Here is a 14,119-nt window from a genome sequence, read left to right as displayed (position 1 = left end):
GGGACTTGGAGTCCGGCGGTCTAACCCTGCCGCACTCAGCCCCCGGCAGGCTTGGTATCGGTGGTCACCGGCGCGGGCTGGGGCGCAATGCGGCGCAGTTCTTCTTCCGACACGATCTCGAACACGCGCACCACCTTGCGCACATCGCTCACGCCACGGGCAATGTCCGTGGCCCGGTTGGCCTCGCGCTGCGAGACGCGGCCCATCAGGTAGACGATGTTGCGCTCGGTCACCACCTTGAAGGAGTTGGCCGAAATGTCCTGCGCGTCCACCAGACTCGCGCGTACCTTGCCGGTGATGAAGGTGTCGGTGGACCGCTGACCCAGCGTGGAGCTGGGCATCACGGCCAGGTCGTTGACCACGGAGCGCACGTTCTCTACCTGCGACACCATCTGCTCCACCGCCTGGCGGTCCTGGGCCGTGGCGACTTCACCGGTCAGCAGGGCCTGGCGGTTGTAGCTGGTCACGTTGACATGGGCACGGTCACCCAGGGCTTCGCGAATGCGGTTGGCCGCGCGCAGCTCGATGCCCTCGTCTTCGATCTGGGTGCCAGTTGTGCGGCGGTCTACCGCCATCACGCCGCCGACCACGGCGCCGCCGACGATCAGGGGCGCGCAGGCCGATAGCCCGGCGGCCAGTGCAGCAGCAGCCAGGGCAATACCCACCACGCGGCGGGTTCGGTTCAGGGTTGTCGGGTTCATAGTGGAATCTCCTGTTCACCAAGTAACTGTGCGTCCACGCCATCGCTCAGGCAGTGCAGTACCAGCGTATGGACTTCGCGCACGCGCGCCGCACGGTCGTGGGGCACGCTGATCAAAACGTCGGTCTCCCGCAGCATGGCGGCCAGCTTGCCGCCGGTGCGGCCTGCCAACACCACCACCGTCATATCGCGCTCGTGCGCGGCTTCGGCGGCGGCCAGCAGGTTGAGGTCGTTGCCGTGCACCGTCAGGGCCAGCAGCACATCGCCCGCCTGGCCCAGGGCTCGCACCTGGCGCCCAAACTGCTGGGTGGCATCGTTGTTGCCCGCAGCCGCCGTGAGCAGGGTGCTGTCCGACGTGAGCGCCAGCGCAGCCAGCTCGGGGCGTTCGCGCTCAAAGCCAGCCACGCAGAATGCGGCGAACTGTTGCGCCTCGGCGGCAGACGGGCCGTTGCCACAGGCCAGCACCTTGCCGCCACTGGTCACGCAGGCCAGCACGGCCTGTACGGCAGCGGCGATGGGGTGGCTCAGGGTTTGCGCGGCCTGGTACTTCAGGTCGGCACTGTCGATGAAATGCTGTTGGATACGTTGCTCAAGCATGAGGGCCCGATGATACCCGCCGCGTGTTACAGCTTTTGTAGCAAACCGTAGCCATCTGCATTGCGCTGGCGACCGGTACAGCGCCCGCTGCTACTGCGCATCGAACGCCGCCCGGAGCCACTGCACCCCCTCCTCCACCAGCACGACATCAAACCGGCAGGGCGGTGGCGACGGCAGCCGCAGCAGGTAGTGCCGCGCGGCGAAGATGATGCGCTGCTGCTTGGTGGCACTGATGCTGGCACCGGCGCCACCAAAACCGCTGTGCGCGCGGCTGCGCACCTCCACAAACACCAGGGTGCCGTCCCGGTCACGCATCACCAGATCAATCTCGCCCCCGCCGCGCCCGGGCGTCCGATAATTGCGCACCGCCAGTTGCAGGCCCGCCGCCTGCAGATGGGCCAGAGCCTGGTCCTCAGCGGCGTTGCCCCGCTCACGCGTGGTGGCTTTTTTGGCAGCCCCTGGGGTGGCAACGGCGGGTGGTCTTTTTCCAAGGAAATTCATTGAGCGCATCTTTCGCTTCAGCCCAGGGTGCGGCGCACGACGCCGCTGCTGCGCAGCATTATCCGCAGGGCGCACTGTACGTGGTGGCCACGCCCATCGGCAACCTGGCCGACATCACCCTGCGCGCACTGCATGTGCTGCAACTGGCCGACACGGTGGCCTGCGAAGACACACGCCATACGCAGTCGATGCTGCGCGCCTACGGCATCGACAAGAGCGCCAGCCAGTTGCTGGCCGTGCACCAGCACAACGAGGCCGAAGCCGCACAGAACGTGGTGCACCGGCTGCAGCAAGGCCAGCGCGTGGCCTATGTGAGCGACGCGGGCACCCCCGGCGTGAGCGACCCCGGCGCACGTCTGGTGGCCGCAGTGCAGGCAGCGGGCCTGCGCGCCGTACCGCTGCCGGGTGCCAGCAGCATCACCACCGCACTGAGTGTGGCCGGTGCCGTGGCCCACAGCACCGAGCATGGCGGCTTTGTGTTTGCAGGCTTCCTGCCCGTCAAGAACGCGGAGCGTGCCAACGTGATTGCCCAGCAACTGGCCCAGGAGCCCCGGTGCGTGGTGCTGCTCGAAGCGCCCCACCGCATTGGCGAGCTGGCCCAGGCCCTGGCCGTGCTGGGCGAGCGCCCCGTCACCCTGGCGCGCGAGCTGACCAAGCAGTTTGAAGAAATCACCACCCAGCCAGCGCAGGCGCTGACCGCATGGCTGGACGGGTCGCCCCAGCGCTCGCGCGGCGAATTTGTGGTGCTGCTGCACCCGGTGCCCGTGGTCAGCGACGCGGGCGACAGCCACCGCGTGCTGCGCCTGTTGCTGGCCGAGCTGCCCCTGAAGACCGCCGTGCGCCTGGCCGCCGAGATCACGGGCGCGTCGCGCAACGCGCTGTACGACACCGCGCTGGAGTGGAAGCGCAAGGACGGCGTACAGGACTGACTCCAGGTGCCCCTGGGCAGTGTTTGCGATGTTTTCGGGCAGTAGCGCTAGTGCAATATGCCGTATCAGCTATTTAATTGATAGCAAACTGAATGTCGTGACTACTCCGAAACCGCCAGGCCCGCAGCCACCCCGCCAAACAGATCGCCCTCCACCTGCGGAGTCGCCGGAAAGGCCGTGCGCAGCGCCTGCCGCAGCGGCCGCAGCGCCGACGAGCCCCCGGTCAGGTAGATCGCATCCACGCCCCCATCGCCCAGGCCCGCCAGCTGCAGACAGTCGCGTGCGCAGGCCACCACCTGCTCCAGCGGCTGCGCCAGGGACTGCGCCAATCCGGGCGGCGTGATGGCGGCGCTAAGCCCGGCCTCCACCCAGTCCAGCGGCATGGGCGCCTCGGCATCGGCCAGCGAAGCGGCGATCTTGGCCTGCTCCACCGTGTTGGCCAGGCGATGGCCTAGCCGCTCGTTCAGCACCCGCATCAGCCGGGCGTGCAGCGCAGCGTCGGCATAGTCGGTGCGCAGGTTCTGCGCGTCGCGCAGTGCGCGCGGCGAATACAACCACTGGATCAGATGCCAGGTCGAGAGGTCAAAAAACACGCGGCTGGGCACCTCGCGCCCCGACGGGCCGATGTGGCGAAAGCCCAGCAGCGGCATGAGCAGGTCCAGACTCAGGCGCCGGTCAAAGTCTGTGCCGCCGATGTGCACGCCGGTGGTGGCCAGCACATCGCCGCTGCGGTCGGCGCGCGCCATGCGATCAGGCCCCAGGCGCACCACGGTGAAGTCCGAGGTGCCGCCGCCAATGTCCACCACCAGCACCAGCGACTCCCGGTCGATGCGCTGCTCGTAGTCCAGCGCGGCCGCAATGGGCTCAAACTGGAAGCTCACGTTCTCGAACCCTGCGCCCAGCGCGGCCTGACGCAGCGCGTCCTCGGCCTGCTGATCGCGCTCGGCGTCACCGTCCACAAAATGCACCGGCCGCCCCATCACCACCCGCCCCGGCATGCCACCCAGCTCGTCGCGGGCCTTTTGCGCCAGCATCCGCAAGAAGAGGCCGATGATGTCCTGGTAGCTGACCAACTGGTTGTGCACCGCCGTCTTGTCCTGCAGCAGCGCACTGCCCAGCAGGCTTTTGAGCGAGCGCATCAGCCGCCCTTCGGTGCCAGCGAGGTACTGCGCCACCGCATCGCGCCCAAAGTGCGTGCGCTGGTCTTCGGCGTTGAAGAACAACGCGGTGGGCAACGTATGTGCATCGCCCTCCAGCGCCACCATCCGCGACGGCCCCACGCCCTGACGCACCGCCATCGCAGAGTTGGAAGTGCCAAAGTCGATACCAAGGGTGGTGTCCTGCAGGAGGGGCATGGGAAGCGTGGGGAAAGACAACAAAGAATGCGGCGCGCGGTGCCAGCGGCAGCCCGACCAGGGCAACAGCGGGACTGCGGCATGCCACACCGGCCATGTAGGGCGTGACCCTGCTTTGGCGACGCGAAATTGAAAAAGCCCTTGATTCTTGCAAATCAAGGGCTTTTGTTTGGTGGCCTGGGGCTGGTTCGAAAAATCGTCCGCAACCCGTGCCAACACTAGCTTTTCTCATCTCTCCTGTTCTCTGGGTACATCGTTGGGTACACCAGACCAACCAAGAGGAACTGTGGAATCGAACCACGAGTCTGGATGTGATTGTCTCACGATTCAGGCGGTCCGTGTACCCTGAAGAAGGGCATCCCAGCGGAGGGCATGCCGGGCCACCAGAGAGGGCGGCGGCGAACCCCGGCAAGCGCCCTGGCGGGCGTCCGCGCCCCCCAGAGGCGGTTGCGTGGTCCTCCCCGATGCGCTATCATCGATGCATCAGCGTATGAACGGAGCAGCGAAAGCTGTGCGTTGATCCCACCCCGTAAGGGGCCCCCACCCAAGCGTAGGGATAGCCAAGAGGTCCGATTTTTTCCAACGCCCTCCCCTGTGGAGGGCGTTTTCATTTCGGCGCCTTGATCGGCCGGCCGTTCAGCGTGTTGTGCAGGATCACGAAGAACCCGATCTTCTTGCGCGACGGCCTGTTGGTATGCAGCCTGTCGCGCACGTAGGCGCTCTGCACGAACAGGTTCAACGGGACAGCCTTCGAGCTGGACCGCGAGGCGGTGAAGTACACCTCGTAGGTGTCCTCCTGTCCAGTCGCCGCGTTGAGCAGCCTCACTGTGAAGAAGTTGCCGTGGTCCGTGTGGAAACACGGTGATGTGGGCAAGGCACGCACGATCTCGGGCAACTGCTGGGACTGTGCGTAGCGCCCGAAATCAAAGACGCGCGTCTCGCGCGAATCCGCGTACCCCAGTGGCCCCTTCGGGTCCTCAATCCCGTCCGCGCCGCGCGTGAAGCAATGCAGGCTGAAGATCACCTGGACCGGATAAACGCGCGCCGGTTTGCCGGCCTGTGCGGCCTGCTCGAACGTATGCACGAAGGGGTGCAGGTGGGACAGGTCGTAGTTCGTGCCCTCATGGACGAATGGCCTCCATGCGATCATGGTTTGACCACGGACACGAGGCCCAGTCCCTTCTTGACCGCACGCGCCTTCCGGTAAGTCTTGCCCTCGGCGCGCTTGGCGATTTCCTCCTTCGCAAGCGGCTCCGCCCCAGCAATCAGGCCAGTCAGTCGATACTCATTGGAGTTGTGGCGCCCGCCCGGCTGCGGCCGCAGGATGCGCTCGATCATTCCGTCCTTTTCCAACTTTGCCAGCCGCCGGCGCACCGTGGTCGGGTCTTTGCCGATCGTGTCGGCGATCAGCTTCTTGGACGGAAATGCGAGCTGATTGGCCTTCCACCAGTGCGCCGCGATCACCAGCACGATATTCATGTCAACCGGGTCCAGGCCCAGCGCCTGCTGACGCAGGATGATGGTGCTGGGAATGCAGGTCCAGCCGGCATCCATCAGGGGCTTGCCCCATTTCTTTTCGTTTTCTCGCACCGCGGCCTTCGGATCGGATTCCAGCTCGGGTACAGGTGCGACTGCTGCAACGCTCATGACAATCTCCAGTTCGTTCGATGGCTCTCAGCATAAGCAAGCCAAGGCCGCGATCCCGGAGATCAGGCCGTACCCCAGGGAGGCACCTGCACCTCCCACCCGCTTATCTATGTTCCGTGTGCTATCGCTTGATGTGCTTACCCTGCATCCTTCTTCGGGGGGCGCACACACCGCCCAGGTGGGAGGCGACGCCACCTTCCACTGGAGGGCATCAACACCCCCCATAGGCGAAATTCTAGATGGTGGCCAGCGCCAGAAAACAACAAGCCAGCTCACGCCGCAGGCGTCTGAGCCTTGGCCGCTGGGTTTTTGCCATTCAGCCTCGACTTGAATCCCCGGTCCCGCGCGATGAACGCCGCCAGCATGTGCGGGATCAGCGCCACCGCATCCACCGGTGCCTGGTGCATCCGTCCATGCACCTCCGCGTAAGCATCGAGCTGCGCTTTCAGCTCCGCCGACAGCGTGATCGTGAGCTTGACCGCATCGGGCCTCGGTATCGGCCCCAGGCTCAGGCGATGGCCTGCCTTGCTCATTGACTTCCTCCCCTCTGGAAAAACAGCGGCTGGTAGGGTCGCAATACGATGTCTCGGCTCACAAGCAAGCGCACCGGCAACCCCGGCCGCGCGGTCAGCGTCGGCTGGATGTTCATGTTGCGCCGGGTCATCTCCTGTCCGACCTGGTTCACGCTGTCCTGCAGGCCGTCGCGCCCGGCAATCACCACCCGGTTGCCATCCTGGCGGTTCTCGGGTGCCGCCAGCTCGGCTCCGATGCCCAGCAGCGTGGTCAGCGCTGCGCCGGCGAACACGCGGTCCCAATGCCAGTCCACACTATCCTCCAGGCCGGCATAGCCGGCCGGGTCCGTGCCCACGAGGTTGTCCAACTGGAACGAGGACATGTCCGGCAGGATGACCCGGCTCCACACCACTTGCACGCGACTCTGACCGTAGCTCACCTGACTGTTGTACTTGCCCAGGATGCGCGAGCCCTGCGGGATCAGCAGGTATTTCCCCGTGGCCGTGTCGTAGACCGGCTCGGTCACGGTGGCGATCACGTCACCCGGCAGGTCCGACTTGATGCCCGTCACCAGCGCGCCCGCGATCACCGTGCCTGCCATCACCTGGTACGGTGAGGCCGGCAGTTTGAGGCTGCCGGAATTGCGGGTCTCCGTGGAGCCGGTTTTCAGGAAAGCCTCTTTCTGGTCCTGCCGGTTCTGCACCGCTGTCGGATCTGCCTGCGCGGCCGTCGAAGCCGGACCAGCCTCCAACGGGTCGAAGCCCGCGAGGCGGGAAGCTGGCGCCGCAGCGACCTGCGCCGGTACCGCAGCCGCGCGTTGGTTGCCCGACCGGAAGAACACCGACGAAGCCGCCGCCGCATCGGCCTCCTTGCGCAACGCATCGCGCTCGGCGGCAGCCGGGTCATGACCAGGCGGCGAATAGCTGGCCACCACCGGCGACTGCGACCTCACGATGGCCGGCCCCAGATCGCCCGGCAACGGTGGCCCCAGTTCGGGCACCGAGGGCGGCAGCTTCGAGTAGTCGGACGGAAGCTGGCTCAATCCATCGGAGCGCGAGACGCGATCCACGTTGTAAAGCTCGGTGTTCTCACCGGCGCCACGCTGGCGCGGCTGCAATGACCACATGGTGGCGCCCAGCACGGCCACGGCAACGCCACCGGCCAGGACCGCCAGCATGCGCCGGTTCAGGCGCATCACCGGGCGCGGCTGGGCGCGCAGCGCCACCGCCTCGGGTGCCACCTTGCCCGCCGGCGGCGCGGCAATTCCGGAAGTGTCGTCCTGGCTCATAGTCAGTCCCTTTGCACCGAAGCCGACGCAGCGGACACACCATCGGTGCGTTCAATGCGCACCACGTCGCCCTTGTCGGCACCCAGGCGCAGTTCGGCCGCGCCGAACAGCCGGTCCACGACGTAGTACGGCGAGCGGAAACGGTAGTTCACCAACTGCCCGTCGCCCTGCGCGCCAATCACGAACAGCGGCGGCAACTCGCCCTGGGCAATGCCCGCCGGGAACTGGATGTAGACCTTCTCGCCATCGTCGAAGGCGCGCAGCGGCTTCCACGACGGATTGCTGCCGCTGACCGCGTAGCGGAAACGGATCTTCTCCAGCGACAACCCGGTATCGACCGGCGCGCTCGCCTGCGCTGCGTGCGCCTGTCGCTGCAGGGCCAGCATGCGGTCCTTGGGGTAGTCCCAGGACACCGAGGCCATCCAGACCTTCTCGGTCGAGGTCAGTTCGATCAGGTAGGTGCGCCGGTTGGTCGTGATGACCAGATTGGTCTTCAAACCCGAGCGCACCGGCTTGACCAGCACGTTGACGCGCAACGCATCGCCACTGCCGCTGGACGTGTCGCCCACGATCCAGCGCACCGTGTCGCCGGCGGCCACTGTCACAAGCTCCTCGCCGGCCTGCAGCGAGACCACCGTCACGCGGCCTGGCGCCGCATAGACCTGGTACAGCGCACCGTCGCTGTACGGCCAGACCTGGATCGCATTGACGTAGCCCTCGCGCGTGGGCGCCACGCGCGCTTCCTCGTTCGCGCGCGACACCCGTATCTTCTCGTCGGCCGATTCGGGCACAGGCCTGGTTTCCGCGATCTCCGGCAAGGGCTTCAACTGCGCTGGCAGCGCCAGCGGCTGGGGCACGGCAACCACCTCCATCGGCTTGGGTGGGTCGGGCAGCGGCTGTGCCGTAACGGCCACCGGCTCATCGAGCGAGATCACCGGCGGCGGCTTGCCCTGCGTGGCGCAGCCGACGAGGAACATGAATGCGGCCAGCGGGATCCCCGGCAGTACGGATTTGTGCAAATGTGTCTTCATGGCTTTGCTCCTTGCGAGGCGTCGAGTTCACGGCTCCACGACAGCCCGTTGACGTAGATGCCCAGGGGGTTCTTGCGCAGCCGCTCCTCGGTACGAGGCGTCTGCAGCACGATGGACAGCACAGCGGTCCAGTGCTCCAGCCCGGCGGCCGCGCCGTTGACGTAGCGCCGCTCGGCCCAGCGCACCTGGAACGATGAATCGCTCGCGCGCACGACGCTGTTGACCTGCACCGTGACGGACTCCTGCCCCACGCGCGAGAACGGGTCGGCCGCGCGGGCGTAGTCGTTGAGCGTGGCCGCCCCCCGGTCGGTCGTGTAGTCGTAGGCATCGAGCCAGCTCTGCCGCACGATGATGGGATCGATGGACAGGGAGCGCACCAGCGAGATGAAGCGCGCCAGGTGGTGCGCCGTCTGCGCGTCGCTGGGCTTGTAGGGCGTAGCGGCTTCTCCCACCGCCCGCACCTGCCCGGCTGGGTCCACCTCGATGACGTACGGTGTGACGATGGACTGCGCCGAGCGCCACAGCAGGCCGCCAGCCATCAGCAACGCGAGCGACAAGGAACCGAAGGCCATGAGCCGCCAGTTCCGTGCCTGCACCCGGGCCGAGCCGATGCGCTCGTCCCACACCTGGCCGGCAGCTTGGTACGGCGTGGCAGGCACGGGGCTGTCCGAATACCGCACCAGGGGGCGTTTGAAACGCATGGAGATTCCTTTCAAGTCAAGAACTGGAGTCGTCGCGCAGGCTGGGGCCAGTCCCGCCGCCCGCGTGGTCGCCCGAGCGCAGCACGTGCGCGGTGGTCATGGCCGCATGGGTCGCCTGCTGCTTGCGGCGCATGCGCTGCGCCCAGGCGGGTTCGGAGGCAGAAGCCGGCGAGGCCTCGACCTCGGCACTGGCTGCGGAAGCGGTGGCCGGCGCCGCCGTATCGGCCACGAAGTTGACTGCGCGGTCCTTGACCGCCTTCGCACCGGAAGCGATGCGCTGTCCCACAGCTGCGGCGCCGGCCTTCGCCACATGGGCAACGCCAGCACCGGCTGCGCGAACCGCCCCCCCGCCTGATGCGGCCGCGCCGGCCTGGTAGGCGCCCTTGGCGCCGCTGGCCAACGCGGAAGCCGAACGCGCGGCCGCTGCACCGCCGCCGATGGCCGCGCGCGCAGCTCCTGGCGCCATGCGGGCTCCCGCGGCGACGGCGGAGCCCGCCCCCGCCACGGCGGCTCCGCCGGCCACAGCGAGTCCCGCTGCCGCGATGGCTGTCCCGGCTGCGGCCCCGGCGCCGAGCTGCGGTGCGCCGGACACCAGCCCGGTCGCGATCCCCGGCCCGAAGATCCCCAGGCCCAACATGGCCAGCGCCGCGAGCATGATGACCAGCGCATGATCGATGCTGGGGTCCGCACCTGGCGCCACGGTGAACTCGCTGAAAAGCCCCGTCCCGATGCCCACGATCACCGCGAGCACCAGCACCTTGATACCGGACGAGATCACATTGCCCAGGACCTTCTCGGCCAGGAACGAGGTCTTGTTCCAGAGCGCGAAGGGCACCAGCACGAAGCCCGCGAGCGTGGTCAGCTTGAACTCGATCAGTGTCACGAAAAGCTGCACCGCGAGGACGAAGAAGCACACGATCAGCACCAGCCACGCGAGGAACAGCACGGCGATCACGTCGAGGTTGGCGAACACCTCCGGGAAGCCCGTCAGATCGCTGAGCTGCGCCATGATCGGCCGGCCCGCGTCGATGCCCACCTGCGCCAGACGTCCGGGCTGCAGCAGTTGTCCCTGCGACAGGCCTGAACCCGAGGCCGTGAGGCCCAGGCTCGCGAAGGAGTTGAAGACGATGCCCGCGAGCCGGTTGAAGTTGCCCAGGATGTAGGCGAAGGCACCCACGTAGAGCACCTTCTTGATGAGCCTGGCCATCACGTCGTCACCCTGGCCCGAGGCGTGGCCCATGGCCCAGAACAGGCCCGCCAAGGTCATGTCGATCGCCACCAAGGTGGCGGTGAGAAAGGCGACCTCCCCGCCCAGCAGGCCGAAGCCCGAGTCGATGTAGCGCGAGAAGACGTCCAGGAAGCGGTCGATGACCGAGACGTCGTTCACGGCGGTCCGTCCTTCGCCGCCGGTGGCGACGCGGGCGGCGGCGGTGGCTTCACGGGGTCGTTCGCGTACGGCGAGGGCGTCGGCCGCATGAAGCGCTGGCGCGTCGCCTCGGCCACCGCGTTGCACTGCGCATCACCCGCCTTGGCGTGATCTGCCTTACAGGCGGCGCGCAGTTCCTTCAGGCGCTCGGGATTGGCGACCAGCGATTCGACCGATTCGACGGGGTCGGGCTTGCTGCACGCAGCGAGCGTGAGGGCTACGGTAAGGGCAAGAAGTCTGTTCATGGTGTCCTCACGGGTTGCCGTAGAAATTCACCGGCTGGGGCGTGTACGGCGTGCCGCTGCCCAGGAAGCGGCGCCGCACCTCCCGGGCCCGCTCGTGCACGGCCACCTGCCGTGCCTGCTCCAGCGCGACGGCCCGGTCCTGCGTGAGCTGCAGCTGCTGCGCCTGGATCGCCTGCCGGGACTGCAAGGCGAGCAACTGGTTCGTCGCCTGCATGGCCTGCAGCGCGCCCACGGCGGACTGGCTGCGGTTCACGAGCTCCGCCAGCGCCTGCTCGTCCGCCGCGAAGTTCTGCACCGCCTGGGACTGCACCTGGGTCGCGGTGCGCAGCGCTTCCAGCGAGTTGGTCCAGCGCCTGCGCGCATCGAACACCATCTGGGCACTGGTGACGGAAGCGCTGAAGGACTCGGGATACAGCTCGCTGAACTGCACCTCCATCTGCTGCACGTTGAACGCCAGGCCCTGCGCCTGCCGGATCAGCCGGTTCGTCGCCGACAGCGCCGAGCGCAGTTGCGACAAGGCGCTGAAATCCAGCCCGGTCAGGTTCCGCGCCTGGTTCATCAGCATCTGGGCCTCGTTCTGCAGTTGCTGGATCTGGTTGTTGATCTGCTCCAGCGTGTTGGCGGCGGTGAGGATGTTCTGCGCGAGGTTCGTGGGGTCGATCACAACCCACTGCGCATGCGCGGCCGGAGCCGCCGCGAAGAGCGCGGCAGCGGTGAGGGAAAGCAAAGTCTTCTTCATGGCGTGTTCTCCTGAAGTGGTGAAGGAAACGAAGGGATGAGATCGGCGGCCCAGTCCAGGCCACGATGGCGCAGCCAGGCCGATGCGAAGCCAGGCACACCGGCTGCGGAGACCACCGCATCGATGGCCCGCTGGTCCTCTGGCGTGGATGCCCCGGCGAAGGCCAGCGCCACCGGCCCCAGGCCCAGCTCGAAAACACGATTGCCCAGCCGCGACTGGTAGTAGTAGTCGCGCTTGGGCTGAGCCGTAGCGACGATGTCGATCTGCCGGCTGTTCAGCCCGAACCCTTCGTAGATCACCCGGATCTGTGGCTCGGTCGCCTGCGAGTTGGGCAGAAAAATGCGGCTCGCACAGCTTTCGATGATCGCGGGCGCGATCGCGGAATCCTTGATGTCCGCCAGGCTCTGCGTGGCGAAGATGACCGACACGTTCTTCTTGCGCAGCGTCTTGAGCCACTGGCGGATGCGCGCCGCGAACACCGGGTCATCCAGGAACAGCCAGGCCTCGTCGAGGATCAGCAGGGTGGGCGCGCCGTCGAAGCGCTCGCCGAAGCGTGCGAACAGGTAGCCCAGCACGGCCATGACCGCGGCCTTGCTGGGCATCAGTTCCTCCATCTCGAAGCCCTGCACGTCCGCCGTGCCGAACCGGTCGGCATCGGCATCGAGCAGCCGCCCATGGGCGCCGCCCAGCACGTAGGGCGCCAGCGCCTGGCGCAGCGCGTTGCTCTGCAGCAGCACCGACAGGCCGGTCATCGTGCGCTGCTCCACCGGGGCGCTGGCCAGGCTGTTCAGCGCCGACCAGACAGCATCCTTCTCGGGCGGCCCCACGGCCACGCCCTCCTGCAGCAGCCGCCCTTCGATCCACTCGGCCGCCCAGGCGCGGTAGCCCTCCCGGTCGATGCGCGCGAGCGGCTGGAAGGCGATCGCTCCACCATCCTCCGGATCCGTGCCCAGGTCGTAGTGATCGCCGCCCAGGCCCAGCACGGTGGCGCGAATGGAACGGCCCATGTCGAAGGCCAGGATGCGCGAGCCGGGATAGCGCCGGAACTGCAGCGCCAGGGTCGCCAGCAGCACCGACTTGCCCATGCCGATGGGGCCGACCAGCAGCGTGTTGCCCACGTCCCCGATGTGCGTGACCAGCCGGAACGGCGTCGCGCCGTCGGTGCGCGTCACGATCAGCGGCGGCCCGTCGAGGTGTGCATTGCGCTCCTGCCCGGCCCACACGGCCGACAGCGGCATCAGGTGCGCGAGGTTCAGCGTCGAGATGATGGGCTGGCGCACATTGGCGTAGACGTTGCCCGGAATCGAGGACAGCCAGGCCTCCACGGCGTTCAAGGTCTCGGGGATGGTGACGAAGCCCCTCCCCTGGATCGCGCGTTCGGCCTGTCGCAGCTTCTCATCGGCGGCAGCAGCATCCCGGTCCATCACCGTCACGGTGGCGGTGACGTAGCCGAAGGCCACCTGGTCGCTGCCCAGTTCCTGCAGCGCCGCGTCGGTATCGGACGCCTTGTTGCTCGCGTCAGTATCGACCAGCGGGCTCTCCTGGTTGAAGATCGTCTCGCGCAGCAGCGCGACGATGTTCTTGCGCTTGGCGAACCACTGGCGGCGCAGGCGGCCCAGTTCCTTCTCGGCTTCTGCCTTGTCCAAACAGAGGAAGCGCGTGCTCCAGCGGTAGGCGAAGCCCAGGCGATTGAGGTCGTCGAGGATCCCTGGCCAGGTCGAGGTCGGGAAGCCGCGGATCGTCAGCACGCGCAGATGGGCATCGCCCAGCATGGGCGCGAGCCCTCCCACCAGCGGACGGTCCGCCAGCAGCGCATCGAGGTGCATCGGCACCTCGGGCACGGTCACCGGATGCCGGGCCGTCGAGATGCAGCCATGCAGATAGGTCAGCGTTTGCGCATCGTCCAGCCAGCCGATCTCAGGCATCACGCCTTCCAGCAGCCCCAGGAAGCGCTCGGACTCGGCGACGAAGGCTTCGAGACGCTCCCGCCAGTCCACGCCTTCGGTCTTGCGGTTCTCGTACAGCAGCCGGCCCGCGCGCGCCCTCGATTCCTCCGGCGGCAGGTACAGCAGCGTCAGGTGGTAGTGGCTCTCGAAATGGCTCCCGGCATCCTCGAAGCCGGCGCGCCGCTCCTCGTCCACCAGCCATGACAGCGGCTCCGGGAAGGACGATTCGGGGTAGTCCGCGGCTTCGCACCGCTCGGCTTCCACGAACAGCGCCCAGCCCGAACCCAGGCGGCGCAGCACGTTGTTCAGCCGCGCCGACGTGGCAACGAGTTCACCCCGCGTCGCGCTGTCCAGGTCCGGTCCGCGAAAGCGCGCCGTGCGCTGGAACGAGCCGTCCTTGTTCAACTCGACACCCGGTGCGACCAAGCCGGCCCAGGGCAGCCAGTCGGCCAGCAGCGCCGGGCGCTGGCGGTATTCGGTGAGGTTCAGCATAGCGGCCTC

At 67.3% G+C, this 14,119-nt stretch carries 15 protein-coding genes; 1 reads left to right on the top strand and 14 read right to left on the bottom strand.

Features of this window, described 5'->3' with window-relative positions:
* Nucleotides 1-35: 35 nt before the first annotated feature.
* The 3 genes from OIN59_RS03685 to OIN59_RS03675 form a co-directional block, all read right to left on the bottom strand.
* Nucleotides 36-701, bottom strand: coding sequence for a BON domain-containing protein (locus OIN59_RS03685; protein ID WP_274107207.1), 666 nt, complete (start codon nucleotides 699-701; stop codon nucleotides 36-38).
* Entirely contained in the window at nucleotides 698-1,297 is a 600-nt protein-coding gene (locus tag OIN59_RS03680) for an SIS domain-containing protein (RefSeq protein WP_274107205.1), read from the bottom strand. Before OIN59_RS03680 ends, OIN59_RS03685 begins: the two co-directional genes overlap by 4 nt.
* A gap of 90 nt (nucleotides 1,298-1,387) precedes the next feature.
* Nucleotides 1,388-1,798, bottom strand: a complete 411-nt coding sequence (locus tag OIN59_RS03675; protein ID WP_274107203.1) for a YraN family protein — start codon at nucleotides 1,796-1,798, stop codon at nucleotides 1,388-1,390.
* Between OIN59_RS03675 and rsmI the strand changes: the two genes are divergently transcribed.
* Entirely contained in the window at nucleotides 1,798-2,727 is a 930-nt protein-coding gene (gene rsmI, locus OIN59_RS03670; RefSeq protein WP_274107201.1) for a 16S rRNA (cytidine(1402)-2'-O)-methyltransferase, read from the top strand. The genes OIN59_RS03675 and rsmI overlap by 1 nt on opposite strands.
* 101 nt (nucleotides 2,728-2,828) lie before the next feature.
* Here the strand turns inward: rsmI and OIN59_RS03665 are convergent, their stop codons facing one another.
* The 11 genes from OIN59_RS03665 to trbE form a co-directional block, all read right to left on the bottom strand.
* Nucleotides 2,829-4,082 (bottom strand): Hsp70 family protein, encoded by a 1,254-nt coding sequence (locus OIN59_RS03665; RefSeq protein WP_274107199.1) that lies wholly within the window; start codon nucleotides 4,080-4,082, stop codon nucleotides 2,829-2,831.
* Nucleotides 4,083-4,689: 607 nt separating this feature from the next.
* Nucleotides 4,690-5,232 carry a hypothetical protein gene (locus OIN59_RS03660; protein ID WP_270174394.1) on the bottom strand — a complete coding sequence of 181 codons (543 nt, stop codon included), beginning with the start codon at nucleotides 5,230-5,232 and terminating at the stop codon, nucleotides 4,690-4,692.
* The gene (locus tag OIN59_RS03655) at nucleotides 5,229-5,729 is read right to left on the bottom strand and encodes a helix-turn-helix domain-containing protein (RefSeq protein ID WP_270174395.1); all 501 of its coding nucleotides are present in this window, start codon (nucleotides 5,727-5,729) and stop codon (nucleotides 5,229-5,231) included. Before OIN59_RS03655 ends, OIN59_RS03660 begins: the two co-directional genes overlap by 4 nt.
* 272 nt (nucleotides 5,730-6,001) lie before the next feature.
* Nucleotides 6,002-6,262: a DUF2274 domain-containing protein gene (locus OIN59_RS03650; protein WP_270174396.1), complete on the bottom strand. Its 261-nt coding sequence runs from the start codon at nucleotides 6,260-6,262 to the stop codon at nucleotides 6,002-6,004.
* The gene (locus OIN59_RS03645; protein ID WP_270174397.1) at nucleotides 6,259-7,530 is read right to left on the bottom strand and encodes a TrbI/VirB10 family protein; all 1,272 of its coding nucleotides are present in this window, start codon (nucleotides 7,528-7,530) and stop codon (nucleotides 6,259-6,261) included. The genes OIN59_RS03650 and OIN59_RS03645 overlap by 4 nt, the downstream gene beginning before the upstream one ends.
* A gap of 2 nt (nucleotides 7,531-7,532) precedes the next feature.
* Nucleotides 7,533-8,561 (bottom strand): P-type conjugative transfer protein TrbG, encoded by a 1,029-nt coding sequence (gene trbG / locus OIN59_RS03640; RefSeq protein WP_407655051.1) that lies wholly within the window; start codon nucleotides 8,559-8,561, stop codon nucleotides 7,533-7,535.
* Nucleotides 8,558-9,262, bottom strand: a complete 705-nt coding sequence (trbF, locus tag OIN59_RS03635) for a conjugal transfer protein TrbF (RefSeq protein ID WP_270174398.1) — start codon at nucleotides 9,260-9,262, stop codon at nucleotides 8,558-8,560. Before trbF ends, trbG begins: the two co-directional genes overlap by 4 nt.
* Before the next feature lie 16 nt (nucleotides 9,263-9,278).
* Nucleotides 9,279-10,649, bottom strand: coding sequence for a P-type conjugative transfer protein TrbL (trbL, locus tag OIN59_RS03630; RefSeq protein WP_270174399.1), 1,371 nt, complete (start codon nucleotides 10,647-10,649; stop codon nucleotides 9,279-9,281).
* Nucleotides 10,646-10,933 (bottom strand): EexN family lipoprotein, encoded by a 288-nt coding sequence (locus OIN59_RS03625; RefSeq protein ID WP_270174400.1) that lies wholly within the window; start codon nucleotides 10,931-10,933, stop codon nucleotides 10,646-10,648. The genes trbL and OIN59_RS03625 overlap by 4 nt, the downstream gene beginning before the upstream one ends.
* Nucleotides 10,934-10,940: 7 nt before the next feature.
* On the bottom strand, nucleotides 10,941-11,672 hold the full coding sequence (gene trbJ / locus OIN59_RS03620; protein WP_270174401.1) for a P-type conjugative transfer protein TrbJ: 732 nt from the start codon (nucleotides 11,670-11,672) through the stop codon (nucleotides 10,941-10,943).
* Nucleotides 11,669-14,110, bottom strand: coding sequence for a conjugal transfer protein TrbE (trbE, locus tag OIN59_RS03615; protein ID WP_270174402.1), 2,442 nt, complete (start codon nucleotides 14,108-14,110; stop codon nucleotides 11,669-11,671). The genes trbJ and trbE overlap by 4 nt, the downstream gene beginning before the upstream one ends.
* Between the last annotated feature and the right edge of the window lie 9 nt (nucleotides 14,111-14,119).

Origin of the sequence: Acidovorax benzenivorans, from assembly GCF_028680575.1 — a bacterium.
In the GTDB taxonomy this organism is placed as follows: Bacteria; Pseudomonadota; Gammaproteobacteria; order Burkholderiales; family Burkholderiaceae_C; genus Acidovorax; species Acidovorax benzenivorans.
Note: the sequence above shows the minus strand (reverse complement) of the source record. Positions and strands in the feature narration are given on the sequence as shown.

Excerpts from the sequence above, each read along its gene's own strand:
- OIN59_RS03685 (WP_274107207.1), bottom strand. The coding sequence starts at position 701 with ATGAACCCGACAACCCTGAACCGAACCCGCCGCGTGGTGGGTATTGCC.
- OIN59_RS03680 (WP_274107205.1), bottom strand. The coding sequence starts at position 1,297 with ATGCTTGAGCAACGTATCCAACAGCATTTCATCGACAGTGCCGACCTG.
- OIN59_RS03675 (WP_274107203.1), bottom strand. The coding sequence starts at position 1,798 with ATGAATTTCCTTGGAAAAAGACCACCCGCCGTTGCCACCCCAGGGGCT.
- OIN59_RS03665 (WP_274107199.1), bottom strand. The coding sequence starts at position 4,082 with ATGCCCCTCCTGCAGGACACCACCCTTGGTATCGACTTTGGCACTTCC.
- OIN59_RS03660 (WP_270174394.1), bottom strand. The coding sequence starts at position 5,232 with ATGATCGCATGGAGGCCATTCGTCCATGAGGGCACGAACTACGACCTG.
- OIN59_RS03655 (WP_270174395.1), bottom strand. The coding sequence starts at position 5,729 with ATGAGCGTTGCAGCAGTCGCACCTGTACCCGAGCTGGAATCCGATCCG.
- OIN59_RS03650 (WP_270174396.1), bottom strand. The coding sequence starts at position 6,262 with ATGAGCAAGGCAGGCCATCGCCTGAGCCTGGGGCCGATACCGAGGCCC.
- OIN59_RS03645 (WP_270174397.1), bottom strand. The coding sequence starts at position 7,530 with ATGAGCCAGGACGACACTTCCGGAATTGCCGCGCCGCCGGCGGGCAAG.
- trbG (WP_407655051.1), bottom strand. The coding sequence starts at position 8,561 with ATGAAGACACATTTGCACAAATCCGTACTGCCGGGGATCCCGCTGGCC.
- trbF (WP_270174398.1), bottom strand. The coding sequence starts at position 9,262 with ATGCGTTTCAAACGCCCCCTGGTGCGGTATTCGGACAGCCCCGTGCCT.
- OIN59_RS03625 (WP_270174400.1), bottom strand. The coding sequence starts at position 10,933 with ATGAACAGACTTCTTGCCCTTACCGTAGCCCTCACGCTCGCTGCGTGC.
- trbJ (WP_270174401.1), bottom strand. The coding sequence starts at position 11,672 with ATGAAGAAGACTTTGCTTTCCCTCACCGCTGCCGCGCTCTTCGCGGCG.
- trbE (WP_270174402.1), bottom strand. The coding sequence starts at position 14,110 with ATGCTGAACCTCACCGAATACCGCCAGCGCCCGGCGCTGCTGGCCGAC.